This window comes from Ignavibacteriales bacterium, assembly GCA_026390775.1.
Classification (GTDB): Bacteria; Bacteroidota; Ignavibacteria; order Ignavibacteriales; family Melioribacteraceae; genus Fen-1258.
Genome location: JAPLFF010000003.1, coordinates 77,370 through 103,206 on the forward strand (window position 1 = coordinate 77,370; position 25,837 = coordinate 103,206).

General features: G+C 34.6%; 28 protein-coding genes and 1 other RNA gene. 26 read left to right on the top strand and 3 right to left on the bottom strand.

Translation table 11 applies throughout. The features are described from left to right. Nucleotide 1 precedes the first annotated feature (1 nt). Together NTZ27_00520 and NTZ27_00525 are read right to left on the bottom strand one after the other, a co-directional pair. The gene (locus tag NTZ27_00520; protein ID MCX6173225.1) at nt 2-1,084 is read right to left on the bottom strand and encodes an LptF/LptG family permease; all 1,083 of its coding nucleotides are present in this window, start codon (nt 1,082-1,084) and stop codon (nt 2-4) included. Beyond that, nucleotides 1,071-2,438 carry an LptF/LptG family permease gene (locus tag NTZ27_00525; protein ID MCX6173226.1) on the bottom strand — a complete coding sequence of 456 codons (1,368 nt, stop codon included), beginning with the start codon at nt 2,436-2,438 and terminating at the stop codon, nt 1,071-1,073. The genes NTZ27_00520 and NTZ27_00525 overlap by 14 nt, the downstream gene beginning before the upstream one ends. A 264-nt stretch (nt 2,439-2,702) precedes the next feature. Between NTZ27_00525 and NTZ27_00530 the strand changes: the two genes are divergently transcribed. The 19 genes from NTZ27_00530 to NTZ27_00620 all read left to right on the top strand — a co-directional run bounded on the left by NTZ27_00530 (nt 2,703) and on the right by NTZ27_00620 (nt 19,773). Further along, on the top strand, nt 2,703-4,070 hold the full coding sequence (locus NTZ27_00530) for a dipeptidase (GenBank protein ID MCX6173227.1): 1,368 nt from the start codon (nt 2,703-2,705) through the stop codon (nt 4,068-4,070). A gap of 35 nt (nt 4,071-4,105) precedes the next feature. Continuing rightward, entirely contained in the window at nt 4,106-4,963 is an 858-nt protein-coding gene (locus NTZ27_00535) for a hypothetical protein (protein MCX6173228.1), read from the top strand. A 20-nt stretch (nt 4,964-4,983) separates the two neighbouring features. Continuing rightward, a complete protein-coding gene (locus NTZ27_00540) occupies nt 4,984-6,078 on the top strand; it encodes a hypothetical protein (GenBank protein MCX6173229.1) in 1,095 nt (364 codons plus the stop codon). Continuing rightward, nucleotides 6,075-6,623, top strand: coding sequence for a cob(I)yrinic acid a,c-diamide adenosyltransferase (locus NTZ27_00545; protein MCX6173230.1), 549 nt, complete (start codon nt 6,075-6,077; stop codon nt 6,621-6,623). The genes NTZ27_00540 and NTZ27_00545 overlap by 4 nt, the downstream gene beginning before the upstream one ends. A 16-nt stretch (nt 6,624-6,639) precedes the next feature. Beyond that, nucleotides 6,640-6,991, top strand: a transfer-messenger RNA (tmRNA) gene (ssrA, locus tag NTZ27_00550). A gap of 435 nt (nt 6,992-7,426) precedes the next feature. After that, nucleotides 7,427-8,914, top strand: coding sequence for an OmpA family protein (locus NTZ27_00555; GenBank protein MCX6173231.1), 1,488 nt, complete (start codon nt 7,427-7,429; stop codon nt 8,912-8,914). A 417-nt stretch (nt 8,915-9,331) separates the two neighbouring features. Continuing rightward, nucleotides 9,332-10,186: a diaminopimelate epimerase gene (dapF, locus tag NTZ27_00560; protein MCX6173232.1), complete on the top strand. Its 855-nt coding sequence runs from the start codon at nt 9,332-9,334 to the stop codon at nt 10,184-10,186. An 11-nt stretch (nt 10,187-10,197) separates the two neighbouring features. After that, nucleotides 10,198-10,503 carry an MFS transporter gene (locus NTZ27_00565; protein ID MCX6173233.1) on the top strand — a complete coding sequence of 102 codons (306 nt, stop codon included), beginning with the start codon at nt 10,198-10,200 and terminating at the stop codon, nt 10,501-10,503. A 59-nt stretch (nt 10,504-10,562) separates the two neighbouring features. Further along, a complete protein-coding gene (locus tag NTZ27_00570) occupies nt 10,563-11,612 on the top strand; it encodes a CehA/McbA family metallohydrolase (GenBank protein MCX6173234.1) in 1,050 nt (349 codons plus the stop codon). A 55-nt stretch (nt 11,613-11,667) separates the two neighbouring features. Then, a complete protein-coding gene (locus NTZ27_00575; GenBank protein ID MCX6173235.1) occupies nt 11,668-12,360 on the top strand; it encodes a hypothetical protein in 693 nt (230 codons plus the stop codon). Between the two features lie 93 nt (nt 12,361-12,453). After that, on the top strand, nt 12,454-13,020 hold the full coding sequence (efp, locus tag NTZ27_00580) for an elongation factor P (GenBank protein ID MCX6173236.1): 567 nt from the start codon (nt 12,454-12,456) through the stop codon (nt 13,018-13,020). Nucleotides 13,021-13,031: 11 nt separating this feature from the next. Further along, nucleotides 13,032-13,505: an acetyl-CoA carboxylase biotin carboxyl carrier protein gene (accB, locus tag NTZ27_00585; GenBank protein ID MCX6173237.1), complete on the top strand. Its 474-nt coding sequence runs from the start codon at nt 13,032-13,034 to the stop codon at nt 13,503-13,505. A 26-nt stretch (nt 13,506-13,531) separates the two neighbouring features. After that, nucleotides 13,532-14,872 carry an acetyl-CoA carboxylase biotin carboxylase subunit gene (gene accC, locus NTZ27_00590; protein MCX6173238.1) on the top strand — a complete coding sequence of 447 codons (1,341 nt, stop codon included), beginning with the start codon at nt 13,532-13,534 and terminating at the stop codon, nt 14,870-14,872. A 10-nt stretch (nt 14,873-14,882) separates the two neighbouring features. Then, a complete protein-coding gene (gene gcvH, locus NTZ27_00595) occupies nt 14,883-15,263 on the top strand; it encodes a glycine cleavage system protein GcvH (GenBank protein ID MCX6173239.1) in 381 nt (126 codons plus the stop codon). A gap of 72 nt (nt 15,264-15,335) precedes the next feature. Beyond that, a complete protein-coding gene (guaA, locus tag NTZ27_00600; protein ID MCX6173240.1) occupies nt 15,336-16,877 on the top strand; it encodes a glutamine-hydrolyzing GMP synthase in 1,542 nt (513 codons plus the stop codon). A gap of 28 nt (nt 16,878-16,905) precedes the next feature. Next, the gene (gene radC, locus NTZ27_00605; GenBank protein ID MCX6173241.1) at nt 16,906-17,583 is read left to right on the top strand and encodes a DNA repair protein RadC; all 678 of its coding nucleotides are present in this window, start codon (nt 16,906-16,908) and stop codon (nt 17,581-17,583) included. Nucleotides 17,584-17,677: 94 nt separating this feature from the next. Next, nucleotides 17,678-17,944: a hypothetical protein gene (locus tag NTZ27_00610; GenBank protein ID MCX6173242.1), complete on the top strand. Its 267-nt coding sequence runs from the start codon at nt 17,678-17,680 to the stop codon at nt 17,942-17,944. Nucleotides 17,945-17,973: 29 nt separating this feature from the next. After that, nucleotides 17,974-18,714, top strand: coding sequence for a LysM peptidoglycan-binding domain-containing protein (locus tag NTZ27_00615; GenBank protein ID MCX6173243.1), 741 nt, complete (start codon nt 17,974-17,976; stop codon nt 18,712-18,714). Nucleotides 18,715-18,960: 246 nt separating this feature from the next. Continuing rightward, nucleotides 18,961-19,773 (top strand): PhoH family protein, encoded by an 813-nt coding sequence (locus NTZ27_00620; protein ID MCX6173244.1) that lies wholly within the window; start codon nt 18,961-18,963, stop codon nt 19,771-19,773. On the opposite strand, the gene mazG is transcribed toward NTZ27_00620, so the two are convergent. Then, the gene (gene mazG / locus NTZ27_00625) at nt 19,770-20,531 is read right to left on the bottom strand and encodes a nucleoside triphosphate pyrophosphohydrolase (protein ID MCX6173245.1); all 762 of its coding nucleotides are present in this window, start codon (nt 20,529-20,531) and stop codon (nt 19,770-19,772) included. The genes NTZ27_00620 and mazG overlap by 4 nt on opposite strands. A 117-nt stretch (nt 20,532-20,648) precedes the next feature. Here mazG and NTZ27_00630 point away from each other — a divergent pair, with 117 nt between their 5' ends. The 7 genes from NTZ27_00630 (at nt 20,649) to NTZ27_00660 (ending at nt 25,801) form a co-directional block, all read left to right on the top strand. Then, nucleotides 20,649-21,110, top strand: coding sequence for a RidA family protein (locus tag NTZ27_00630; protein ID MCX6173246.1), 462 nt, complete (start codon nt 20,649-20,651; stop codon nt 21,108-21,110). Between the two features lie 121 nt (nt 21,111-21,231). Next, on the top strand, nt 21,232-21,732 hold the full coding sequence (locus NTZ27_00635) for a hypothetical protein (protein ID MCX6173247.1): 501 nt from the start codon (nt 21,232-21,234) through the stop codon (nt 21,730-21,732). 67 nt (nt 21,733-21,799) lie between these two features. Further along, entirely contained in the window at nt 21,800-22,285 is a 486-nt protein-coding gene (locus tag NTZ27_00640; protein ID MCX6173248.1) for a LytR C-terminal domain-containing protein, read from the top strand. Between the two features lie 9 nt (nt 22,286-22,294). Continuing rightward, nucleotides 22,295-22,648: a ribosome silencing factor gene (gene rsfS, locus NTZ27_00645; protein MCX6173249.1), complete on the top strand. Its 354-nt coding sequence runs from the start codon at nt 22,295-22,297 to the stop codon at nt 22,646-22,648. A 26-nt stretch (nt 22,649-22,674) separates the two neighbouring features. Continuing rightward, complete coding sequence (gene argS, locus NTZ27_00650) at nt 22,675-24,303, top strand: arginine--tRNA ligase (protein MCX6173250.1); 1,629 nt, start codon at nt 22,675-22,677, stop codon at nt 24,301-24,303. Nucleotides 24,304-24,331: 28 nt separating this feature from the next. Next, nucleotides 24,332-25,132, top strand: a complete 801-nt coding sequence (locus NTZ27_00655) for an XdhC/CoxI family protein (protein ID MCX6173251.1) — start codon at nt 24,332-24,334, stop codon at nt 25,130-25,132. Between the two features lie 231 nt (nt 25,133-25,363). Further along, the gene (locus NTZ27_00660; GenBank protein ID MCX6173252.1) at nt 25,364-25,801 is read left to right on the top strand and encodes a DUF5004 domain-containing protein; all 438 of its coding nucleotides are present in this window, start codon (nt 25,364-25,366) and stop codon (nt 25,799-25,801) included. The last annotated feature ends 36 nt before the right edge of the window (nt 25,802-25,837 follow it).

The window sequence follows — 25,837 nt, forward strand, 5'->3', positions numbered from 1 at the left end:
ACTATTTCTGAGCACGTTTAATATTGTACAGCGCCGCCAACAAGAAAATAAAATTTGCCATCCATGCAGTTGTTAACGGATTCAATTGCCCGCTCTTTCCAAATGCCTGACTAACTTTCATAAATACTAAATAAATAAAAGTGATCAGCAAATTAATTCCGAATTGAATTGCCAATCCGCCGCGTCTTCTATTTGCGGAAATAGAAAGTCCGAAAAGAACAACAACAACACTTGCAAACGCAAAAGCAATACGCGATTCATATTCAATGAAAATCGCTGTCGGATCATTTCCTGTCCTGTCCTGTTCATCTCCGTAATCTTTTAATTCTGAAAGTGTCATCTCTTCGGGTTTACGTTGTTTTTTTATAACATCTTCAGGTTTAAAGTTTAATTGTCTGAATTCTTTCACCAGAAACTTTTCATCTGATTCAGTCGTATCACTGAATATTCTTGTTATACCATCGTAAGCAAACCAGCTGCTTTTAGTTGAATCGTAGATCATTCTAAATGCATCTGTGCGTGAAATTAATTTTGTTCTGTCTTTGTCGCTAAATTCTTGAATGCTAATTTGATTCGCTTGCTTCTGCGAGAGATCATAGTTATTAATTGAAACAATTTTTGTTTTTGTGTCTTGAAAAAAAATGTTACTTCCTAAATAAACTAAATCTTTCTTCATATAATTCTGTTCAATGAAAACTTTTTGCTTATTTGCAATCGGGACTAAATAACCACCGAAGTAAACAGAAAAAATACTTATTACTATTGTAGTTATAATAAATGGAGTCATAAATCTATAAAGACTGATTCCGCTTGCTTTGATTGCTGTAAGTTCGTTTTGATTTGTCATTTTACCTGCCGTAAATAAGCTTGCAAGTAGAACTGCAATAGGAGTTATCAATCGAACCATTTCCGGAGTAAAAACAAAATAGTACTGAAGGATCAAACTTGTAGGAACATTTTGATCAAGAAAATCATCAAGATTTTCCATCATATCAATCACAATAAAGATCAATGTGAAAGTAAGCAAACCAAAGAGGATTGACTGTAAAAATTGTTTAACAAGATATCTGTCAAGAATTTTCATCGTTCTCTTGTTGTGTTTTCCATGATTGCGGAATTAATTTAGTGATGAAATCAAAGCTTAGTGTAACTTTTTCTCGTGCACTTTTAATCATTAAAAATATTCCAAGAATACCAAGTAGTATATTTGCGCTCCAGATTCCCAAGAAAGGTGAAAGCAAACCGCGGTCTGCAAATTTTTCTCCACCGATAAGAAATGCCCAATAGACTAAAAAGAAAATTAAACTCATTCCTGCTGCCATTCCGAAACCGCCTCTTCTCATCATTGTTCCTAACGGGGCGCCGATCAATACAAAAACAATACATGCAAACGGAAGTGAATATTTTTTGTGAATCTCAACCCAATATTTGTCTATTTGATCATCATTATACTCAAGACTGTTTAATACATCAAGCATTGAACTTTCATCAGATCTAATTTTTTGTTGGGATTTAATAAAAATAAATTGTCCCGGAAAGATTGTTTGCGTTAAATTGGATCTTCCGTTTTTACTATCGGTAAGTGAAATAATTTTCGAATAATATTTCTTAAAATAATCTGCTCTTATAACTTTGAGACTGTCAACTAAAACTTTTAATTTAGGGGCGCCTATTTCACGCTCGTAACGTTGTCCGCCCGGCGCTGACTGTTCAAAAGTAAATTGCTCTGCAGGCATTGCAATTTTGTGACGTTCAAATCTTAATCTTCTATAAGAATTTTGTTCCGTGTTATCAGATTCATGGATCTCGCCGTTCTTTAGATCCATTATTAATTTTTTCTGATTCGCGGAAAAATAAATTTGTCCGGTTGATGCTGTTACTATATTAATTTTCGGACGATTGGAATAATCATAAATCGTTATTTGTTTTAGTTGATTGTTTGATTGATCAATTTCTCTAACTAGAATTGAATAGTTTGGAACTTCTTGAGAGAAAACTCCCGGTACAAGTGAAAGTGTTGGTTTTTTGCGTGAGATGTCTTCCAACAAAAGACGTGCAGCATGGTTGGCATCAGGATAAATATTATTATTAAAATATACTAGAAAAAGAGCAACGACAACACTTCCTACAAGCGGTGGTATCATCATTTTGTATAAACTAACCCCGGTTGCTTTTAAGATTGCTATCTCATTGTTCTGAGACATCGAACCGAATGCCATTAAAGTTGCGATTAGAACAGCCATCGGTACTACAAGAGCAACAATCCATGCAAGACTGTAAGTTATCAATTGAATTATAACCCACGCACTCAATCCTTTACCGATAAGGCGATCTGACATTTTTACTAAGTATTGCAATACGAAAATGAAGAGTAGAATCGAAACTGAAAATAGAAATGGGGTCAGATGATTTTTTAATATGTAGCGGATCATGATCATTTTATTAGCTAAGCTTCACTGTTCTTTTGTTGACAAATTTACCATAATTAGGAAAGAAACCAAAGCGGGATAAAGTATTTGGTCTTATATAACTGATGATATGAATGATTCTAAATTGTATTCAACTGATACTTGCATCGAGAATTTATTTCATTTGGCATTATATCACTTGAATACAGAGATTGTTAGGTGTAAATTTGATACGATAAGTTATGCTGTTATTTAATTGTTCATATTCATTTATATTATCTTAATGGAGGAATAGTGGAATCTGTTGTTAATTACCTTAAAAGTAATTTAGATAATTATTTGGAAGAATTTAAAGATTATTTAAGAATTCCAAGCATAAGTACATTAGCTTCGCATAAAGTTGGAATGATACAATGTGCAGGATTTGTATCTCAGAAATTAAAAGATGCAGGAATGACTAAAGTTGAGATTTTTCCGACAGCCGGTTATCCAATTGTTTACGGGGAATGGCTTGGCAAACCCGGTAAACCAACTGTATTGGTCTATGGTCATTATGATGTTCAGCCTGTGGATCCGATAAATTTGTGGACCAATCCGCCGTTTGAACCTGTAATAAAAGAAGGAAAAATTTGGGCTCGAGGAGCTAATGATAATAAAGGTCAAAATTTTGTTCACATTAAAAGTGTGGAAGCATATTTCAAGACGGTAGGCGAACCTCCTGTAAATATTAAATTCTTATTCGAAGGTGAAGAGGAAATTGGAAGCACAAATCTTGGCGCGTTCTTAAAAGAGAAACAAGAATTACTAAAATGCGATACTGTTTTAATTTCGGATACAAGCATGTACGCAAAAGGTATTCCAACAATTACATATGGACTAAGAGGATTGCTCTACATGGAAGTAGAAGTAACTGCAGCAGATCGCGATCTTCATTCCGGTAGTTTCGGCGGTGCGGTTGCCAATCCGATCAATGAATTAGCTAAGATCATTTCTAAACTTCATGATAAGAACGGTAAAGTAACTGTTCCAAATTTTTATAAAAGTGTTCTTCAATTATCGAAAGAAGAAAAAGAAAATTTTAGAAGGTTAAAATTATCTGATAAAGAATACGCAAAGGAACTCGGCGTTAAAGAATTGCAAGGTGAAAAAGGATATACAACTTTGGAAAGATTGTGGACCCGTCCTACTTTGGATTGTAACGGTATAATCGGCGGCTTTACGGAAAAAGGAGCTAAGACAGTATTACCATCTAAAGCAATGGCTAAGATCAGCATGAGATTGGTTCCCAAACAAGAACCGTTAAAAATTGCAAAGGAATTTACAAAACACATCAAGGCATTATCACCAAAAAGTGTTAAAGTTGAAGTTAAAACAATACACTACGGTTACCCGGTAATGGTTCCGTTAGGAAGTAAATCGTTGATTGCAGGAGCTAATGCTGCTGCAAAAGCATTTGGTAAGAAAACCGTTTTCACTCGCGAAGGTGGTTCTATTCCAATCGTTGTAGATTTTATGAGAATATTAAAAGCTCCGGCTGTGTTAATGGGATTGGGCTTGGATAGCGATAACATTCATTCTCCGAACGAACATTTCCTTCTGGAAAATTTTGAAAAAGGATTGTATGCATCAGCATATTTCCTTGATGAGTTTTCAAAAAGTTAATAGAAAATATTTAATAACAATTAAGGATAAACGAGATGAAACTCTATAAAATGTTTATAGTGTTCTCTCTTTTGGGATTATTAATTTACTCGTGTACATCAAAGCAGGGCGGCGGCGGAGATGCGGCTACATCGAATGCTAAAGATGAACAAATACAACAGTATAATATTGGTATAGACAAAGAACAAACAAAAAATCGATTTGTGTGCGATACTATTTCCTTAAAAGAATATATTCTTAGTCATTATGATCCGGGCACTTATTTAGTTGAATTCGATAGAACGTTAACTTTCAACGTTCCGAAAATTGCCGTAATATATTTTAGAGATGTTGCAAACTATGTTCTTTGTGTCGTTGCAAAATCGAAACCTGGAGAAAGAAATATTGAGACTAAGAATGTTATCGGTTATGAATCAAGCTACATTAATCTCGACAGTACAAAACTTGGGACAACTTTTTTCTGGTTAACACTTTTTGAATGTAAGGATGGAGAATTCAACAGAGTATGGGAATCGGAAGTTCCTATTCATGGCGGATTTAATAGCATGACGATCAAGAATTGGAAAGTTAAAAACATGAAATATGTTGAGTTGAATTTTGAAGATGGAATCATTTCAGGTCATCGTAATTACAATTTCTTTTTAACGGACGGATGGAATAAGCCTCCTCATTTAATGGAAACATATCTTGCACTTGTTCTTAAAAGATCATTAGCAAACATTAACAACGATAAATATCCCGATTATTATGAATACGTATTTAGCACAGGAAGAAATTATAAGGATTCTCTTTTTGCATCTATTCGTATTATAGATTCTATCCCTTTTTATTGGAGTGAGAAGAGACAGTTATATATAACAGATAAAAACTCACGCTGGTATAGAAAATATTAATTGTATTAGAAAGGTTCTGAATGTTTCATGAGAATAATAATTTGTTAACGATTGCAGAATATTTTGCAAAAAAATATCCGGAATCAAATAAGGAAGAAAATTCCATACGATTTTTTTATTCAGCTAAAGATGAGTATGGATCATTGAAAAATGGTATTGGTATTAGAATAAAATTAAATTCTACTATCATTGAAATGACAGGCAAAGATGTTCTGGATTTTTTGCATCGGGTATCAACCAACACAATTAAAGATTTAAAATCATTTGAGAAAAGAAATACACTCTTCCTAAATGAAAAAGGAAGATTCATTTCGAGATCAACTTTATTAAATCTTGAAAATAATTTTTACTTAATTGGAAACAGTGATTATGATAAGCGACTTTTCAGTTGGGTGAACAAATTTATAATTACTGAAGATATAATTGCTCGTGATGTGTCAGATAGTTTTGTCGTTTTGGAATTAATTGGTAAACAATGCAATTCTTTTCTTTCTATGCTTGTTGGTGAGGAGATTGATTTGGTTGATATGAACTTAGTAAAAGTTAATGAAATTGATGGGTTTAGATTTTATTATTATATAGAACAGGGATTTAATAGTCATAATATTTATAGAATTTTAATTGATAGAGAAAAGTGCATTGATTTCTTAGAATACCTTTCTAACATTAAAAGTGTATTCGACCTATCTGTTGTTGGAGAAAATGCTTATGATGTTTTTAGAATTGAGAATGGTATACCGTCTTATCCTAATGAGATAAATGATTCAACAAATCCACACGAAGTTAATTTGATAAACGAAATAAGTTTTAAAAAAGGTTGTTACATAGGTCAGGAAGTAATTGCACGTCTAGATACATACGATAAAGTACAGCGGAAATTGGTTAAAATTACAATTGACGAACCTACAAATATTATTACTCCATTAATGATAATAGATGAAGCAGAAAACGAATGGGGTGAATTGACGACCTTATCTTCACAGGAACTTGTTAATCCGCAAATCGGATTAGCATTAATAAAGAAGAAAGCTCTTGCTGATCATACTGCTTTATTTATTAAATCAAGTGATAAGAAAATAAAAATTAGAATCTCTGAAATAAACTTGATAAGATGAAAATTTATACAAAAACCGGCGATAAAGGAAAAACATCTCTCTTCGGCGGTAAAAGAGTTTGGAAAGATGATCTAAGAATTCAATCATTTGGAACAGTTGATGAATTAAATTCCATTCTTGGTATAGCTATTACTGAAATAAAAAATAGGGAACTCAAAAAGATTTTAAGCAGTATACAGCATGAATTATTTAATATAGGCTCTGATTTGGCGTCTCCGGAATATAAGGATAGTAAAAAATTTTCTATTCCGCGAATTAATGAATTTAATACAAAACGCCTTGAAGTATTGATAGATAAGGTTGATAATAAATTATCATCATTAAAAAATTTTATTTTACCTGGCGGATTAAAAGGCGCTGCGTTATTACATCATGCAAGGGCAGTTTGTAGAAGAGCAGAAAGGGAAGTCATTTCTCTTTCAAAAGTTGATATGATAAACTCAGAAATAAAGATATATTTGAATCGTCTTTCAGATCTATTATTTGTTCTTGCACGATTTGAAAATTTTTCATCCAAACACCCTGATATTGAGTGGAAGAAATAGTTCTACATTCTCAGACGGGGGTGACATTGGCTTCGACGGGATTATTTGTTCTTTGGACTGCGCACCGTGTTCTCCGTAGACACGTTAAACGACGGTAAAAAACATAAAAGGCGAATATAACTACGCTTTAGCTGCGTAATTAACGCAGCCGTTCTTCAGCTTCATTCATACCTGGGGTTGAAAGAACGTCGTCTGGTATGATAGCCAAATCGAACTTCCGAATAGAAGAGGCGAAACTAATTTCGGAATAGTCCCGACATAATTTGTCTATCAATGCTGTCGGGATGAAATTAAAAGATAGAATATGTGTGTAGACGTTCATAGGATTGTAATTTCGGACGCGGGTTCGACTCCCGCCACCTCCACTTGTAGTTTTCATTATTTCATTTTAGAGTGAGAATGCGTTTATAAAGCGTATTCTCATTTTCCTAATACAACTACTCCAATAAATCCAATCAATAATATGCGGTCTGGGCACAAAATGGGCACAGCTTTATTAGAGATTTATATTTCTACTGCTGCCTTCATCGTTGTCCATATACAAAACTCCATCCACATAAAAAATTCACAATTATGATTGACCTTTCGAAAAAAGAAATGTAGGAATAGCAGTACAATTTGTTCAGGATTTCAAACTGTAGTTGAGTTTCAGTTTTGAAGCAACAGAGACAGAAGGAGAGTAGAGATTTGGGCATATTAAGTTTTTACATGGTAATTTTCTAAGCGCATAGATACATCAGTTAATAAAAGAGTTATTTTAATTTATATATTACGTTGCAAATCCTAGAAACATTGGAGGCAATATGAAAAGGTTTTCAACTGTTAAGACATTATACTCGATTACTGTGTTTTTCTTCCTCACCAATCAAATCTTCTCTCAAAGCGATTCTGCAATAATGTTTAAGACCGCACGGGAACTTAGCAAGAAAGCTTTGGTGGCCGCTGCTAATATTTTTGCCAATGCAGATTTTGAAAAAGGAACTGAATTGCTTACCGATGCTGAAAAGCTTTTAAAGAAAAACGGAAAACCCGAAGAGATTCAACAAAACTTGACAACAGCTATTGATCTTTTTAATAAATCAATAGAAACAACCAAAACATTGAATACAAGTTTTACAGATTTAATGAAAATCCGTCAACTTGCGTTTAATGTGGAGGCTTACAATAACGCTACGAAATTATGTAAAGAAGGAGAAGAGAATTTCTTAAGTGCTGTAGAAGATTATAACGATAAAGATATGGAAGGATATCAAAAATATGTGAAGGCCGCAGAGACTAATTACAAAGATGCGGAGTTGGTAAGTATAAAAGGTAAATTCTTAAATGATCTTAATGCTTCTATAACTCAAGCCGAGGATAAAGATTTAAACAAATATGCGCCTGTTACATTAAAGAAGAGCAAACAATTCGCTCAAGACATAGAATCAATTCTAAATGCCAATCGTTACGATACTCTCAAAGCACGCAACAACTTGGACCAAGCAACGTACGAACTTAAACATGGTTTATACTTACAGGATCTTTTTATGAAAATGAAAGAAAAAGACAAGAACATGGAAGATCTAATTTTATCATGGGAAGAACCACTGACTAAAATTGCAGCTGAATTCAAGATTCAACCTTCATTCGATCAAGGTTATGATGAAATAACTTCCCAGATAATTTTTAATATAAACGACAGACTTACAAAATTAGATAAGGCACTAAAAGACAATCAAAAGTTATCTTCAGAACGGGATGATTTGAAAAAAACAATAGAAGAACTAAATAAGTTGGTTGAAGAGTATAAAACTAAATTTGCACAACTTGAAAATGAAAATCTAAAGTACAAGACTCAATCGCAAGAATTGGATATGAGCAATCAAATCATCGAGAACGCATCAAAACTTTTTCTCCCTTCTGAGGCAGAAATTATAAGAAATGGTGATTTAATAATAATTAGATTAATCAACATTGTTTTTCCGGTAAACAAGGCAACTCTTGAACCTAAGTATTATGATTTGTTTGGAAAAGTTCAGAAAGCAATTCAATTATTTCCAAACGGAACCACAGTGATTGAAGGACATACCGATGGTCAAGGCGATTTTCAGAAGAATCTTGATCTCTCACAAGCACGAGCTAATGCTATATTTCAATATTTATTGTCTAGCATGGGGGCCGAAGCGAACAGAATTACTGCGGTGGGACTTGGCGGCACAAAACCGATTGCCAACAATTTATCTGAGGAAGGAAGAGTAAAAAATAGAAGAATTGAAATAGTAATTAATCCGCACTTTTCGGTAACTAAGTAGAGGCGCCGAGTTGTCTATATTCAAAACTTTATCCGTATATAAAATGTAAATACATAGCGCGACAACATTGTAAAATGAAGAGCAAACAATTATTGAGGTTAAATATATAGCGGGGTTCAACTCAGAATTTCCAGCTTCTTTTTAAGATTGAATTTAATGCAAACTAAGTGCTTTTAATGCCAGTGAGGTTTTGGATATGCACAACTATTTTTTTATGCTTTACTCACTATTAGTTGAACCAAATAACTAATAGGGATAAAATTTTTTTACCTCTAAATAATTCTGCAATTTAAAACTACCATGTTCACTTAGTTGTCAAAAGTTTGTTTATTAATCGCTCTTCATTAAAATAAATACCGTGCCAAAACCCATTTCTCATTGCTTTAAGTGCTTTAATGCCGTAAATTTGAAATCATTATGAAGCGTTTTTCTTTCACAAAAATGAGTGGTGCAGGGAATGATTTTATCTTATTTGATAAAAAAGTCAATCCTGATATTGAGCTAACAACTCAAAACATCAAAATTATGTGTGAAAGACGCATCGGGATTGGCGCTGATGGTGTTCTTTTAATTTCTGATCTGAAGGATTTTGCATTTGAGATGAATTACTTTAATGCTGACGGTTCCACCGGCAGTTTGTGTGCTAACGGAGCCCGTTGTGCAATAAAGTATGGAAATGAAAGCGGCAGAATCTCTAATAATAAAATATCATTCATAGCTAATGGTGTTGAATATTCCGGGCAGTTATTGGATGATGGGCTGGTTAAGTTTTTCTTAGACAGTCCAAAAAAAATGGAACAGAATTTTAAGATCAAAGCGGGAAATCAGTTAATGCCGGCTTCGTTTGTAGATACCGGTTCTCCACATGTTGTTATAAAATTTATTGATGTTCTTAGAAATCCGGTTGATCCAAAATCATATTATAATGATTTTGATATTTTCCCGGTTTATGAACTTGGTAAGGAAATTCGTTATCACAAAGATTTTGCACCGGATGGAACAAATGTAAATTTTATACGCATTCATAATGGAGAAATTGATATTAGAAGTTACGAGCGCGGTGTAGAAAATGAAACACTTTCTTGCGGAACCGGAACTGTTGCAGCAGCATTATTAGTTTTTGCAAAAGAAAATTTTAATCCGCCAATTAAAGTGCACCAAAAGAGTGGTGATGAATTGATAGTAGATTTCAAAATAGAAGGACAAAAAGTGCAGGAACTCTCATTAACTGGTCCTGCTAAAATTATTTTTAATGGTGAAATTACAATTTAACAGAGGGATAAATGAGTAAAGTTATTTTTTCCATACGATACAATATTTTTCAGGAAAAACGAGAAGAATACTTAGATGTTGTTCGCGAATTAAAAAATATTGTTAAAGCAGAAGGATTAGAGACCTATTCTGTTTTTGAACAAAAAAATAAACCGAATAATTTTGAAGAGGTATATATTTTCAAAAGCAAAGAAGCTTATGAAAATTTTGAAGATAATACCGATGAACGAATTGATATTTTAATGACAAAACTTTCTGATATGATAAAAGAACAAACAACTCAGTACACAACATTGTTCGAAGTAAATAACGCATAACAGAAAGATACCGGCAAATAAATTTTTATCTGCCCGCCTAATTAATCCGGGAATTATAAATGTTTGAATATGTTGGCGCAATACATATACACTCAATTTATTCCGATGGCTCCGGTGAAGTAAAAGATATTGCTCAATTTGCCAATGAATCGGAGCTGGATTTTTTTATCCTTACAGATCACAATACTATCCGCGCTCTTAAAGAAGGATTCGAGGGTTGGTACTCGAATACTCTTGCATTAGTTGGCTGCGAAATAAATGATAAGGAAAATAAAAATCATTATCTCGCATTCGGTATTAACGAAACAATTTCTACGCGCTTACCTGCTAAAGAATATGTAAAAAAAGTAAACGAAATGGGAGGCATAGGATTTTTAGCTCATCCCCATGAAATAAGAAATTCGATGAAAGAACATCCGCCTTATCCTTGGACTGAATGGGAGTCAAATGATTTTACCGGAATTGAAATATGGAATCACATGTCTGAGTGGATGGAAGGGCTTACCGAACAAAATAAATATAATTACTTTGTTCATCCTTTAAGATCAATAATTGCTCCGCCTGTAGAAACATTAAAAGTCTGGGATTCATTAAATCTAAAAAGAAAAGTAGTTGGAATTGGTGGTGTAGATGCACATGCGCATAAAATTAATATGCTTGGTTTTGTTGAAATGGAAGTCTTCCCGTACAAAGTTCTTTTCAAATCAATTCGTACTCATATCTTATGTGAAGAGGAATTAATTATTTCTTCAGAGACTCATGAAATAAATAAATCAAAGAAAAATGTTTATAAAGCTTTGGCTGCTGGAAGATGTTTCATCTCAAATTTTTACCATGGTGATGCAAGAGGATTCCGTTTTTATGCGGAGAATGAAAATAATAGATATCAAATGGGTGATTCTGTCCCTCATTCTAAAAAGGTGAAGTTAATTGTAAACTTGCCGAGTTCATCTGATAAAATCAGATTGATCCATAATGGGAACTTAGAAGAAGAAAAAAGCGGTACAAATGTTGAATTTTTAGCTCCTAAAAAGGGAGTTTATCGTGTTGAAGTATATAATAATCAGAATGCCTGGATTTTTTCAAATCATATTAGAATAGGTCTATAATTTTTCTTAGATTTCTCGCCGAATTTTTCCGATTTATCAAAATAAGAGGTTCAAAGTGTTAGAAAGAAGAAAAAAAATCAGCAAAAAGCAGATGAAAGAAGACAAACTGGTAACTACTTATTACAAAGCTTATAATTTTTTTAATGAATATCAGGCTAAAATATTAATTGGCGCCGCTGTAGTAGCATTACTTGTAGTTGCTATCGTTCTCTTTTCAAACAAGAGAAGTTCTGATAATAAAAATGCAGCAGAAATACTTTCGAAAGTTATTCCTCTTTATGAAGCCGGTCAATTTAAAGAAGCTGTGGATGGAATAACTTCAAGTAGGATCATTGGATTGAAAAAAATTGTTTCAGATTACGGCAGCACAGAAAATGGTGAAACAGCAAAAATTTATTTAGCCAATTCTTATGTGGTATTAGGGAATTCCGAATCAGCTTATGAAGAATATAATTCCTATTCCGGATCTAATCCATTATTTAAAGCTACAGCATTAGCCGGAAAAGCCGGATGTTTAGAAAATAAGAAAGATTTTGAAAAAGCAGCTGATTTGTATAAGGATGCTGCAAAAGTATCTAAAGGGAATCCATCAAATAGTGAGTATCTTCTAAAGGCGGGAATTGACTTTATTAAGTTGCGTAAAAAAGAAGAAGCTAAATCTGTTTTAGAAACAATAAAAAAAGATTATAAAAATTCACCGGCATTTTATGAATTAGACCGTTATCTAATTCAAGTTGAAAATTTATAATCAATTCGATATTAATTTTACAGAATTATCCATTCTTGATTTTATATTAAGCGGTGGGTATATTTTCATTACGATAGAAGGATTAATAAAATAATGGCTGATACTTCCGATTTCAGAAACGGATTAATAATTAAATATAAGAACGAACCATACGTAATAGTTGAATTCCAACATGTAAAACCGGGTAAAGGCGGCGCTTTCGTTAGAACTTCGTTGAAAAACTTAAAAACTGGACGTGTTTTAGACAATACATTCCGATCTGGTGAGGGTGTTGAAATAATTCGTATTGAAAGAAGAAAATATCAATATCTTTACAGAGAATCTGCCGGGTTAGTTCTAATGGATAACGAAACTTACGAACAGATTACAGTTGCAGAAAGTATTATTGGTGATGGACAAATCTATTTAAAAGAAGGTGTTGAAGTTGAATTGTTATTGGATGACAAAGATCAAATCATCTCGGCAGAAATACCTATCTTCGTTGAGCTTAAAGTTGTTGAAACTGAACCGGGATTTAGAGGTAATACAGCAAACAATGCGTTGAAACAGGCAACGGTAGAAACAGGCGCAAAAATTAGTGTTCCACTATTTATCAATGAAGGTGATTTACTTAAAATTGATACACGAACAGGTGGATACTTAGAACGAGTTAAAAACTAACGGTTGAGAAAATGGATCTAAATCTTCTAAAAAAGCTCATCAAAATGGTTGAGCAAAGCGAGGTCACCGAATTTACTGTTCAAGAAGGTGAACTTAAAGTAAAGATTTCTAAAAATTCCAAACAAGCTCCGCAGGTTCATTTTCAACCTGCAGCTGATTATGGAAGACAATCATCCGGGTTACAGCAATTCACAACTTCAGGTGAATCAAAATCTTCTGTATCAGCTGAACATACCCAATCGAACATGCACGAGATTAAATCTCCAATTGTAGGAACATTTTATCGCGCACCGGCACCGGATGCTGACCCCTACATACAAGTCGGCGATATCGTTTCAGTCGGTTCTGTTCTATGTATTGTTGAAGCGATGAAATTAATGAATGAGATTGAATCTGATATTAACGGCAAGGTTGTAAAAATTCTTGTAGAAAATGCTACCCCTGTTGAATACAATCAACCTCTTTTTTTAATTGAAACCGTTTAGTGTTATCAAATCTCTATGAGGAAAATTTGTTTAAGAAAATTCTAATCGCTAACCGAGGCGAGATAGCACTAAGAATAATTAGAACATGTAAAGAGTTGGGCATCCCAACAGTAGCGGTTTATTCCGAAGTAGATCGTGATTCCTTACATGTTGTCTTTGCCGATGAAGCAGTCTGCATTGGTCCCGCCCCAAGTAATCATAGTTACCTAAAAATTCCCAGCATATTATCAGCCGCTCAAATTACAGGTGCAGATGCAATTCATCCCGGCTATGGATTTCTTGCAGAGAATGCAGAATTCAGTGAGATATGTGCTGATTCAAATATAAAATTTATTGGACCTTCACCGGATTCAATCCGTAAAATGGGTGATAAAGCTTTTGCAAAAGAAACAATGCGTAAGGTTGGCGTTCCTGTTGTTCCAGGAAGTGAAGGAGTAATTAACGATGTTGAAGAGGCAAAGAAAATTGCTGCTAAGATCGGTTACCCTGTTATGCTTAAAGCAACGGCAGGCGGCGGTGGAAAAGGTATGCGTATTGTATGGGAAGAAAGTGAGATCGAAAAAGCATTTCAAACAGCAGGCAACGAAGCAGGAGCTGCTTTTTCAAATTCCTCTCTTTATATGGAAAAGTATGTTGAAAATCCTAGGCACATTGAAATACAAGTTCTTTGTGATCGGCATGGTAATTTTTATCAATACGGAGAAAGAGACTGTTCAATTCAGAGAAGGCACCAAAAATTAATTGAAGAATCGCCATCACCATTTATCACAAATGCAGTTCGTGCTAAAATGGGTGAAGCGGCGTTACTTGGAGTTCGTTCAGTTAATTATGAAGGAGCCGGTACAATCGAATTTTTAGTTGATAAACATCAGAACTTTTATTTCATCGAAATGAATACAAGAATTCAAGTCGAGCATCCGGTTACTGAGATGGTTCGTAATATTGACCTGATCAAAAATCAAATTTTAATTGCAGCCGGTAGAGAAATTGAAGATAAGCCGCTTGATCCGCGCGGTCATGCATTTGAATTTAGAATTAATGCAGAAGACCCCGATCATAATTTTAGACCATCACCCGGTCAAATTGAATATTTACATTTTCCCGGCGGCTTCGGTGTTCGTATTGATTCACATGTTTATGATGGTTATGTAATTCCTCCAAATTATGATTCACTTATTGCTAAGATGATTATTTGGGGAACCGACCGCAAACACGCTATAGCTCGATCCCGACGCGCATTCGAAGAATTTCAAATTGAAGGAATTAAAACTACAATACCATTCCATAAAAAAGTTTTGGAAAACGAAAAATTCATTAATGGAGATTTCGATACTTCATTTATAGATAAGCACATTAATACAAACTAACGAGGGAACAATGAACATTCCGCAAAATCTTAAGTACACAAAAGATCACGAATGGATAAAAGTTGAAGGAAAAGTTGGAACGATTGGAATAACTGATTTTGCTCAAAGCGAACTTGGTGATATAGTTTATGTTGATATAGCTCCTGATATTTCCGAGTTAACAATGGGAGAATCATTTGGTACAATTGAAGCAGTTAAAACCGTAAGCGATATGTATGCGCCGGTTTCAGGTAAAGTTTTAGAGTTAAATAAAAAATTGAATGATGAACCGCAGCTTGTAAATACAGATCCATACGGAAAAGGTTGGATTATTAAAGTTGAGTTGAGCAACGCATCTCAATTGATTGATCTTCTTGATGCAGCAGCTTACAATTCTCAACTTGGTCATTGATTTTTTTAGATCATAATTTAAACAGCAGAATCTACGATTGGTTCTGCTGTTATTTAAATTCACTTCACATTCATGCTTCACACACAAAAAATCTTAATACTCGATTTTGGTTCGCAATTCACACAGCTAATCGCAAGAAGAATCCGCGAAAGCAAAGTATATTCTGAAATTCATCCGCACACTTATTCGATCGAACAAATAAAAAAAGAAAAACCGGTTGGAATTATTTTATCCGGCGGACCAATGAGCGTTAACGAATCCGATTCACCGAAAATTCCAAAAGAAATATTGGAACTCGGTATTCCTGTACTTGGTATCTGTTACGGATTACAATTAATATGCAAAATACTTGGCGGTAAAGTTGAACCGGCTTCCGATCGTGAGTATGGCAAAGCCCATTTGGGTATTATTAAAAATGATCTTCTTTTTAACGGTGTTGGTGATGGTTCGGTTATATGGATGAGTCACGGTGATTATGTTACAAAATTGCCCGATGGATTTTCTTTGACCGCTAAAACTGAAAACTCCCCGCTATGTGCAATATCAAATCCGCAGAAGAAGATTTATGGAATTCAGTTCCATCCCGAAGTAGCTCATACAATATTCGGCAAGAAAATATTGGATAATTTTTTGTTTGATATCTGTAATTGCAAAGCAGATTGGACCTCCAAAAATTTCATTAACACTGTAATTGAAGAAGTAAAACAAAAAGTTGGGAATAAAAAAGTAATTTGTGCTTTAAGCGGCGGTGTGGATTCATCAGTTGCTGCTGTTTTAATTCACCAGGCAATCGGTGATCAGCTTGTTTGTATTCATGTAGATCATGGCATGATGCGTAAAGATGAAAGCGTTTCTATCATTAAAATGTTCATTGATAATTATAAGATGCGTGTTGATCACGTTGATGCTTCTCAACTTTTTCTTACACGTCTTGTTGGAGTTATAGATCCCGAAAAGAAAAGAAAAATTATCGGTAATACTTTTATAGAAGTATTTGAAACCGAGTCCAAAAAATTATCTGATGCAGAGTTTCTCGTTCAAGGTACACTTTATCCCGATGTAATAGAATCAGTCTCTGTGAAAGGTGCCTCGGCTACTATTAAGACACATCATAATGTTGGCGGACTTCCCGAAAAAATGAATCTGAAATTGATCGAACCATTCCGTGAACTTTTTAAGGATGAAGTAAGAGCAATCGGAAGAGAACTTGGTTTGCCTGATATTTTTGTTAAGCGTCACCCGTTTCCTGGTCCAGGACTCGCTGTGCGTGTTTTAGGTGAGATTACCGTAGAAAGATTAGATCTGCTTCGCGAGGTTGATTCTATTTATATAAATGAACTATTGAATACAAATATTTACGATAAAATCTGGCAAGCATTTGCTGTTTTACTGCCGATCCAAACGGTTGGTGTTATGGGAGATGCACGCACTTATGAAAATGTAATTGCCTTAAGGGCAGTTACATCAACTGACGGAATGACTGCAGACTGGTTTAGATTTGATCATAATTTTCTTGAAACCGTATCGAATAAAATTATTCGTTCCGTTCGCGGTGTTAATCGGGTTGTTTATGATATTAGTTCCAAACCGCCAGCTACAATAGAATGGGAATAAATAAAATCATCAGCTAAAGGGGGTAAACATGAAAGTTAAAGAATTGCCGATAGATGACCGCCCGCGTGAGAAATTAACTTTAAGAGGTTCACAAAGTTTATCTGATGCCGAACTTATTGCAATTCTCTTGCGAACAGGTACAAAAGGTAAAAGTGTTATTCAAGTAGCTCAGGAATTAGTTCAAAAGTCCGGTGGATTAAATAATCTTGCTTCGCAGACAAGTGAAGCTATTCAAAAACATCTTGGGATAGGGAAAGATAAAGCAGCCACACTAATTGCCGCATTTGAAATAAGCCGAAGAGCAGACGCTCAGAAAAAATTATATTCAGTGAAAAAAATTACTTCCCCCGGTGATATTGCAGAAGTTTTTATTCCTCTTTTGCGGGATAAAGTTAAAGAAGAATTTTATGTGGTGTGTTTAAATTCTGCTAATAAGATCACAAAAGTTGAATTGATCTCTGTTGGAAATCTAAATTCAAGTTTGGTTCATCCGCGGGAAGTATTTAAGGTAGCAATCGAAAATAATTCTGCAAATATTATTTTACTTCATAATCATCCAAGTGGAAATACCGAACCGAGTAATGAGGATATTGTTATGACACGTAAAATGGTTGAAGCCGGTAAACTGATGGAAATACAAGTTTTCGACCATATTATTATTGCTGGAAACAATTTCACCAGTTTGGTTGAAAAAAGAGTGATATAATTGAAAATCAGTTGATTTAATTGAAATTTTAAATAAGAAAATTCTTATATTTATTTCAGATTTTTACACACCAAAAAAGGAAGGGAGAATTAAGATGAAAAAAATCATCAATACAGGGTTAGCCTTAGTTCTCGTTGCTGGAATTATCGGATTTACTGGTTGCAGCGGCGTTTCTGAAGAACAAATGGCAGAACTCGATGCGCTTCGTTCTGAAGTAAAAGTACTTGAGAAAGAAGTTGGATCATTGAAAACAGAAAAGGCAGCTATTGAAAGAGAAATTGCTGAAAGGAATGCAAAACTTGATCAGTGCGCTAAAGAGAAAGCTGAAACTAAAAAGAATCTCGAAAAACTCGGGATGTAATTAAAAAGTTTATAATGACGGAGGAATCAATGAAGATTTACAAATTATTATTAGCCAGCATGTTTTTTATGCTTCTCTCTGTCAATCTCTTTGCGCAGGATCAGGAAATGACCAAAGAGGAATGGCAGAATGAGATTAATCGTTTAACAGAGAAAAAAGTTTCTCTTACATCAGAATTGAATTCACTAAAAGCAGAAGTTGCTAATCTGAATAAGATGAGAGACGGCTTAAAAGCATACGATGACTGCATGAATGAACTTTATGCAATGCTTGGTGCTACAAAAGCCGATATAGATAATTTCAGAAAACAATTAGCAGCATTAACATCAAAGATAGATGCTCAACAAGCCCCGAAAGCTGATCGTCAAGCTGAACTTGATGCTATGAAGAAGAGCAAGATAAGCGCTCTTCCTGAATTCTTTGATAAAGTTCAAAACCAGCTTCAAAGAAAACTTGATGCATGGGTTGAAGCCCCCAAAGAAATAAACTATACAGTTGTAAAGAACGATAATCTTTGGAATATTGCTAAGAAGAAAGAACATTATGCAAATCCGTTTGCTTGGCCGATTATTTATAAAGCAAACAGAGATCAAATTAAGAATCCTGATCTAATTTTTCCGAAACAAAATTTCAAGATTCCAAATTTGACCGAAGAAGAAAAAGCAAAGTATGATAAAATCAGAAGAAATTATAAACCAGCACCTCCAACTCAAACACAAAAACCGGTTACTCCTGCTCCTGCACAAAAACCGGCTACTCCGGCTAAGTAAGGAATATTATTCTTTTAATGTGATTATTAATTTTTAAGATAAAGCCCTTTTCATTTTTGTTGAAGAGGGCTTTATTTATTTACGGAGGTTTTTACGCAAGTAGAAAAAATATTAAAATTAGATAATGTTGATCTTCTTTCGTTCATCGGTATTAATGACGGAAATATTAAACCGTTAGAAGAAAGATTTAATACGAGCATTACTGTACGCGGCGATGTAGTTTATGTTCAAGGCATACAGGAAGAAGTGGACGCTATTGAAAAAGTTATCAAGGAGATGATTTTTGTTCTTAACACAACGGGTAAACTTCAACCGGCTGATGTATATACTATTATTGATCTGACGCTTCAAGGCAAAGAAATTATAAACGGTAATGATTATGATAATATTGTTCTCTACTCTAAGAAGGATGTAATTAAAGCTAAGACGCCGAATCAAATTGTTTATGCTAAAAGCGTTCGTGAAAATGATATTTGTTTTGCAATTGGTCCGGCAGGAACGGGAAAAACTTATTTAGCCGTTGCATTTGCCATAGCAGCGTTAAAAAAAGGAATTGTAAAAAAAATAATTTTAGCCCGCCCGGCAGTTGAAGCCGGGGAAAGTTTAGGATTCTTACCCGGCGATTTCAGAGAAAAGATTGATCCGTATTTACGCCCATTATACGATGCTCTTGAGGAAATGATTCCTTCGGAACAACTGAGAAATTATTTTGAGAAAAATGTTGTGGAAATCGTTCCGTTAGCATTTATGCGCGGCAGGACATTAAACAATGCTTATGTTATACTGGATGAAGCACAAAATGCAACTGCCATGCAAATGAAAATGTTTCTAACACGTTTAGGACCAAATTCCAAATCAATTATAACCGGAGATATTACGCAAATAGATTTACCTAGTTTTTCTCAAAGCGGATTAGTGCAAGTAAAAGAAATATTAAAAAGTGTAGATGGAGTTAGCTTTGTCTATTTTGATAAAGGCGATGTAGTAAGACACAAATTGGTTAAAGACATAATCAATGCTTACGAGAAACATTACAGTGATAATGGGAAAAGCGCTTAAATAAATTTTTTACTTTCATCCCAGAATTTATCCATCTCTGTTAAAGTGGATCCAGATAAAGATTTCCCCGATTCTTTTATTTTCTTTTCAACATAGCTAAACCGCGCAATAAATTTTTCGTTTGTAAGTCTTAAAGCATTTTCCGGGTTAACGCCGAGAAAACGTGCATAATTAGTTAGAGCAAAGAAAACATCTCCCATCTCTTTTTCGAACTCAGCCTGGTTACCGGCTTTTTCCATTTCATGCATCTCTTCTATTTCTTCAATAACCTTTTTCCAAACATCTTCTTTCTTCTCCCAATCAAAACCGACTTTAGAAGCTTTCTCCTGCAAACGGTAAGCGCGTGCTAAACTTGGCAGATTTTTCGGGACGCCCTCTAAAACGGAATCTCTTCCTTCCGAAAGTTTTATCTCTTCCCAATTTTTCAAAATTTCTTTTGTGTCTTTAACTTTTGTATCACTGAAAATATGCGGGTGACGTCTTATCAATTTATCTGTTATGGAATCTATTACATCATTGATAGAAAAATTTTTATTCTCTTCGGCTATTGCAGAATGAAAAACTATATGAAGAAGCAGATCGCCAAGTTCGGCTTTTAACTCATTATAATCTTTCAGATCTATCGCCTCTATCATTTCATAGGTTTCTTCAAGAGTAGCTGCTTTAATCGAATCATGAGTCTGTTCTTTATCCCACGGACATTCTTGACGTAATCGTTTCATAATTGCCCAGAGATTTTCAAATTTTTCACCGGTCATTCCATTCTCCAATTTTGACAGCAAAGATAATCAGACTAGTGCGAATCGAAAAATATTTCCGGAAGATATTATGATTTATTTTTCGATATATTTGAACAGAAAATTTTACGAGGAGAAATGATAGAGCAGAAGATAAAAGAAATCCTTGGTTACGATCTTCCCACTTCGGCGAAACCGCTTGCAGCTTATATCCCAGCACAGCAATCCGGTAATTTAATTTTTACTTCAGGACAGCTACCTACTAAAGAAGGGAAACTTATAGCAGAAGGGAAAGTAGGTTATGAAGTATCCGAAGAAAAAGGAATTGAGTGTGCACGCGTTTCCGCAATTAATTGTTTAGCTGCAATTAAAATGGTAATTGGTGATTTAGATAAAATAGAACAAGTTGTAAAATTAGTTGTGTTCGTAAATTCTAAAATCGGTTTTACCGCACAGCCAAAAATTGCAAACGGTGCGTCGGAATTTTTAGTTCAAGTTTTTGGTGAAAAAGGAAAGCACGCCCGCAGTGCAGTCGGCGTTAGCGAATTACCTATTAACGCACCGGTTGAAATTGAAATGATTGTACGTGTTAGTAATTAATTTGTTGAATTGACTTGAATATGTGGTTTCTTTCCAATAAAATTGATTCAGTGATTGATAATTTACAGAAACAATTCAAATCAATTGATTGTTAAATGAGCATAAAAAGTTAGGGACTGAAATGAGAAAATTTATTCTAACAATTATTGTTCTTGTTGCATCAATTTCGCAAGCTCAATACCGCGATGATCTAAACAAACAAACTGATGTTCGCAGCGGTATTGTAAAAAATAATTCTTTTGGTTCAATACTTGGATTCATCAATCCCGATAATTTTTCTATGCACCATACATTCGATTTGTCTTACTCTGCTTTCGGCGGAATAGGTGGAATGGCACTGGGTGTTTATACAAACAGCATGGCTTACAAATTCAGCGATAGACTAAATTTAGAGACAGATATTAGTATAGTAAATTCACCATACAATTCTTTCGGTCAGGATTTCTCAAAGCAAATCAACGGAGTGTACTTAAGCCGTGTACAAATGACATACAAACCTACCGATAACATGAACATAATTCTTCAATACAGACAAGTGCCTGGCGGACTTTATTCCCCATATTCTTATGGTGGTTCATCGCTTTTCAACAGAGACAACTATTTCAATAATTGGGGCTTCTAAGAAAGAGAGATAGTTTTTTATTAAATTGCGCTTAGGATAACAAAGAAAAATTGAGCGCAACTTCGAATTGGAAAACATTAACCCAAAAAAATCATCAAATCCGGCACACCGAAAATCTTCCGCTGTTAATCTGATCCTTAATGTATCCATTTTTATTTTAGCCGTAATAATTCTTTACATGCTTTATTCGATCTACGTCAAGCTTGCAAATAATCCGGGAGAAGGCGATACACAGGCAAACGGACAAGTTGCATCGGACATAATTCAAGTTGAAGTTTTGAACGGCTGCGGTATTGGCGGAGTAGGAGATAGGTTCACGGATTTTCTTCGCTCAAATAATTTTGATGTTGTAAATATGGGCAATTACGTTTCGTTTGATGTTGATGAGTGTCTTGTGATTGATAGAACCGGAAACATGGCTAATGCATACAAGGTTGCAAAAGCACTTCGCATAAAAAACGAAAATGTAATTCAACAACTGAACAAAGATTATTTCCTTGATGTCTCGGTTGTCATTGGAAGAGATTATTTTAATTTAGCTCCATTTAAATAAGAGGTAGAATTGGATTCATTAAAATTTGCAAAAATGATCACAGAGATCATCAAAACTAAAAAAGGTTTTGACATAAGAATACTTGATCTTCGAAAACTTTCCGGAGGAATAGCCGATTGTTTTGTTATCTGTTCGGCTGATGCAGATAGACAGGTTAAGGCAATTGCCGATGCTGTGGATGATGAACTTCATAATAAAGGAATCAGATGTTTTCACAAAGAAGGATTTGAAACACTGAATTGGGCACTGCTTGATTATTTTGATGTTGTGGTTCATGTATTCCGCGCAGAAGCAAGAAGTTATTACAACCTTGAAAAACTTTGGGGAGATGCACCGGTAATTAAAATTGCCGATGAGAAATAATCGTTGAAATCAGTCCGGAGATATATTTGAAAAATTATTTAATTAAACTTTTTAAAACCACACAAGAAAAACTTCCTTATCTCTTTGAAATTGATCCGACATTCTCTGTCCCGAGTCAAGATAATCATGGTGATTACGCAACAAACACTGCAATGATCCTTTCTAAAAAACTAAAAAGAAATCCAAAAGAGATAGCAAATGAAATTATTGCAAACTTAGATTATGATAAAAAAATTATTGAGAAAATAGAAATTGCCGGACCGGGATTTATCAATTTTTATTTTACAGCTTCATACAATTCTCAAATTGTAAAATATGTTCTCTTTGAAAATGAAAATTTCGGCAAGTCGAAAAAATATACCGGTAAGAGAGCGATGGTTGAGTTTGTCTCTGCAAATCCTACCGGACCATTAACAGTTGGACATGGCCGCGGTGCTGTTGTTGGTGATACTGTTGCGAATATGCTTGAATGGATAGGGTATTCTGTTGACCGCGAGTATTACTTCAACAATGCGGGGAGACAGATGCGTGTACTTGGTGATTCTGTTCGTCTGCGTTATTTGGAATTACTCGGACGAAAAATTGAATTTCCGGAAGATTATTATCAAGGCGAATACATTAAAGAAATTGCCGCTAAGTTGAAGAATGAATATGGTGATAAACTTGTCAATGAAGATGCTGAAGGTAAATTTAAGCAAGCCGCTGAGAAAGAAATATTTTCTGAGATTATCAAAACGATGGAACGTATTCATATCCGCATGAAAAACTTTTTTAATGAAAATACTTTGTATGAAGATGGGAAGATCAAAGCTTTGCTCGAAGAGTTTAAGAAAAAAAATCTATCGTATGAAAAAGATGATGCTGTTTGGCTGAAACTGACCGAACTCGGCAACGATCAGGATAAAGTGATTGTAAAAGCGACCGGAGAACCGACATACCGTTTACCGGATATTGCTTATCACATTACAAAATACGAACGCAATTATGATTTGATGATTGATCTTTTCGGCTCCGACCATAGCGCAACTTATCCCGATGTTCTTGCCGGATTGCGCGCACTCGGTTATGATACAAGCAAAGTGAAAGTGCTGATCCATCAATTTGTTACGATAATGGAAAAAGGCGAAGTGGTTAAGATGTCAACCCGCAAAGCAAATTATATAACGCTTGATGAGTTGGTTGATGAAGTAGGGAGTGACGTTGTACGTTACTTTTTTAACATGAGAAGCATTACAAGTCATTTGAATTTTGATCTTGATCTTGCCAAGAAACAATCCGATGAGAATCCGGTTTTTTATCTGCAATACGCCCATGCAAGAATTTCTTCGATTCTACGTATGACAAAAGATGAAGGATTAAATTCTTCTTTGGAAAATCTTGAACTGTTAATTACAAAAGAGGAACAGAATCTTCTCAAAAAACTTTATGAATTTCCGGATGATGTAATCTATAGTGCAAAAAATTATGAAACGAATCGAATCACTTCATACCTTGAAGAATTAGCCGCTCTCTTCCACAGATTTTATACTGAGTGCAGAATTATCGGCAGCGAAAAGAAACTTGCCGAAGCGCGCATTGCACTTTGCATCGCTGTTCAAACTGTAATTAGAAATGGATTATCAATTCTTGGTGTTAGCGCTCCCGAAAAAATGTAAATCATAATTTTTTAATAGATCAAACATTATGGAAATCTACAGCAAGATAATTGAATTAAAAAAAGAGAATAGAAGTTTTGTAACTATCAGCGTTGTAAAATCAACGGGTTCTACTCCGGGTAAAGCCGGATTTAAGATGGTAGTTGATCACGAGGGAAAGACTTATGGCACAGTTGGCGGCGGCGCCATTGAGATGGAAGCAATTCAAGAATCAAAAAGATTGATGGCTTCCGGTGAAGAAAATTTGTTGAAAGAATATTTACTTAGCAGCGATGAAAAAATAATCAATCCAAATGTAACCGTAGTTCCAATGAGCTGTAACGGTAAGATTTGGCTCTACTATGAATTCGAAAGGAACTTACCTGTAATCTACATTTTCGGCGGGGGACATGTAGGACAAGCTTTGATCGAGATTCTGGGTAAACTTAAATATCATGTAATATTGATTGATAACCGGCAGGAATTATTTGAAAAGAATAAAGCACAAGGAATTAATTGCATCTATATGGAATACAAAGATTTTGTTGAGCAGTTTATTCCGGCGGATGATTCTTATTTTGTTGCTGTTACTTACGGACATCTATTTGATTATGAAATCTTAAAAACATTGTACAGCAGAAATTTAGTTAAGAAGTATATTGGAATAATTGCTTCGCGAGCTAAAGCTGCTGCTATGATAAACAATTTGAAGAATGAAATTGATGCAAACATAGATCTCTCCAAACTTCACATGCCGATTGGATTGAAGATCGGTGGGGATACCGCTTACGAAATTGCACTTTCCATTGCTGCTGAGATACAATCTGTTAGATATGAAAAAAAGTTTTGACCTCACCCTAACCTTCGGGTGACCCTCTCCTTAATAAGGAGAGGGATCGAGGGTGAGGTTGAAAAATGTTTTTGATATAGTTTGTATTTTATTTTAAGTTGCACTTACCACAAGGGGCGGTTCTATGAGAAAAATGATATTATTGAAATAAATAAAAGTTTTTATAATAAAGGCAGAGTAACAGCTCTGACTATTTATTTATTCAAAATAAATAATTAAAAGGAGGAACAGATGTTGAATCTAAGAAGATCCTTTCTTTTTATTCTCGCCGCAATTGTTCTCACTATAGCATATGGATGCAAGAAAGATGACAGTAATCCAACTGCATCTGGAGATGATCTGGTTGGAACGTGGGTTTTGACAAAAGTAATAGTGACAACTCCGCAAGGAAAAGTAAACTATACTCCACAGCAAGCAGGTATTACTATGACAGTAACATTAAGGAGTGATAAAACTTATCAGCAGACGCAAACAACTAACGGGCAAACAACAAACGAGAGCGGTACATGGAGTGTTTCAAATGGTTCAATAATTGCAAATGCCACTACAGGAACTACAATGACTTTACCTTATCGAGTTAATGGAAATATCTTACAGTTAGATTCTACAACTACCGACCCTTCAACTGGAGCGGTATTACCTATGACACTTGAATATACTAAACAATAATTTCCCCGCATACGAAATATTTTTTAACCTCATGCT

What these genes read in the sequence shown, in the direction of transcription:
- NTZ27_00610 (MCX6173242.1), top strand. Translation starts at nt 17,678, where the DNA reads ATGAAAAAAATCATCAATACAGGGTTAGCCTTAGTTCTCGTTGCTGGA.
- NTZ27_00520 (MCX6173225.1), bottom strand. Translation starts at nt 1,084, where the DNA reads ATGAAAATTCTTGACAGATATCTTGTTAAACAATTTTTACAGTCAATC.
- NTZ27_00525 (MCX6173226.1), bottom strand. Translation starts at nt 2,438, where the DNA reads ATGATCATGATCCGCTACATATTAAAAAATCATCTGACCCCATTTCTA.
- NTZ27_00615 (MCX6173243.1), top strand. Translation starts at nt 17,974, where the DNA reads ATGAAGATTTACAAATTATTATTAGCCAGCATGTTTTTTATGCTTCTC.
- NTZ27_00630 (MCX6173246.1), top strand. Translation starts at nt 20,649, where the DNA reads ATGATAGAGCAGAAGATAAAAGAAATCCTTGGTTACGATCTTCCCACT.
- NTZ27_00540 (MCX6173229.1), top strand. Translation starts at nt 4,984, where the DNA reads ATGTTTCATGAGAATAATAATTTGTTAACGATTGCAGAATATTTTGCA.
- NTZ27_00655 (MCX6173251.1), top strand. Translation starts at nt 24,332, where the DNA reads ATGGAAATCTACAGCAAGATAATTGAATTAAAAAAAGAGAATAGAAGT.
- NTZ27_00570 (MCX6173234.1), top strand. Translation starts at nt 10,563, where the DNA reads ATGTTTGAATATGTTGGCGCAATACATATACACTCAATTTATTCCGAT.
- NTZ27_00635 (MCX6173247.1), top strand. Translation starts at nt 21,232, where the DNA reads ATGAGAAAATTTATTCTAACAATTATTGTTCTTGTTGCATCAATTTCG.
- radC (MCX6173241.1), top strand. Translation starts at nt 16,906, where the DNA reads ATGAAAGTTAAAGAATTGCCGATAGATGACCGCCCGCGTGAGAAATTA.
- gcvH (MCX6173239.1), top strand. Translation starts at nt 14,883, where the DNA reads ATGAACATTCCGCAAAATCTTAAGTACACAAAAGATCACGAATGGATA.
- efp (MCX6173236.1), top strand. Translation starts at nt 12,454, where the DNA reads ATGGCTGATACTTCCGATTTCAGAAACGGATTAATAATTAAATATAAG.
- NTZ27_00535 (MCX6173228.1), top strand. Translation starts at nt 4,106, where the DNA reads ATGAAACTCTATAAAATGTTTATAGTGTTCTCTCTTTTGGGATTATTA.
- NTZ27_00555 (MCX6173231.1), top strand. Translation starts at nt 7,427, where the DNA reads ATGAAAAGGTTTTCAACTGTTAAGACATTATACTCGATTACTGTGTTT.
- guaA (MCX6173240.1), top strand. Translation starts at nt 15,336, where the DNA reads ATGCTTCACACACAAAAAATCTTAATACTCGATTTTGGTTCGCAATTC.
- accB (MCX6173237.1), top strand. Translation starts at nt 13,032, where the DNA reads ATGGATCTAAATCTTCTAAAAAAGCTCATCAAAATGGTTGAGCAAAGC.
- NTZ27_00660 (MCX6173252.1), top strand. Translation starts at nt 25,364, where the DNA reads ATGTTGAATCTAAGAAGATCCTTTCTTTTTATTCTCGCCGCAATTGTT.
- mazG (MCX6173245.1), bottom strand. Translation starts at nt 20,531, where the DNA reads ATGACCGGTGAAAAATTTGAAAATCTCTGGGCAATTATGAAACGATTA.
- dapF (MCX6173232.1), top strand. Translation starts at nt 9,332, where the DNA reads ATGAAGCGTTTTTCTTTCACAAAAATGAGTGGTGCAGGGAATGATTTT.
- NTZ27_00565 (MCX6173233.1), top strand. Translation starts at nt 10,198, where the DNA reads ATGAGTAAAGTTATTTTTTCCATACGATACAATATTTTTCAGGAAAAA.
- NTZ27_00545 (MCX6173230.1), top strand. Translation starts at nt 6,075, where the DNA reads ATGAAAATTTATACAAAAACCGGCGATAAAGGAAAAACATCTCTCTTC.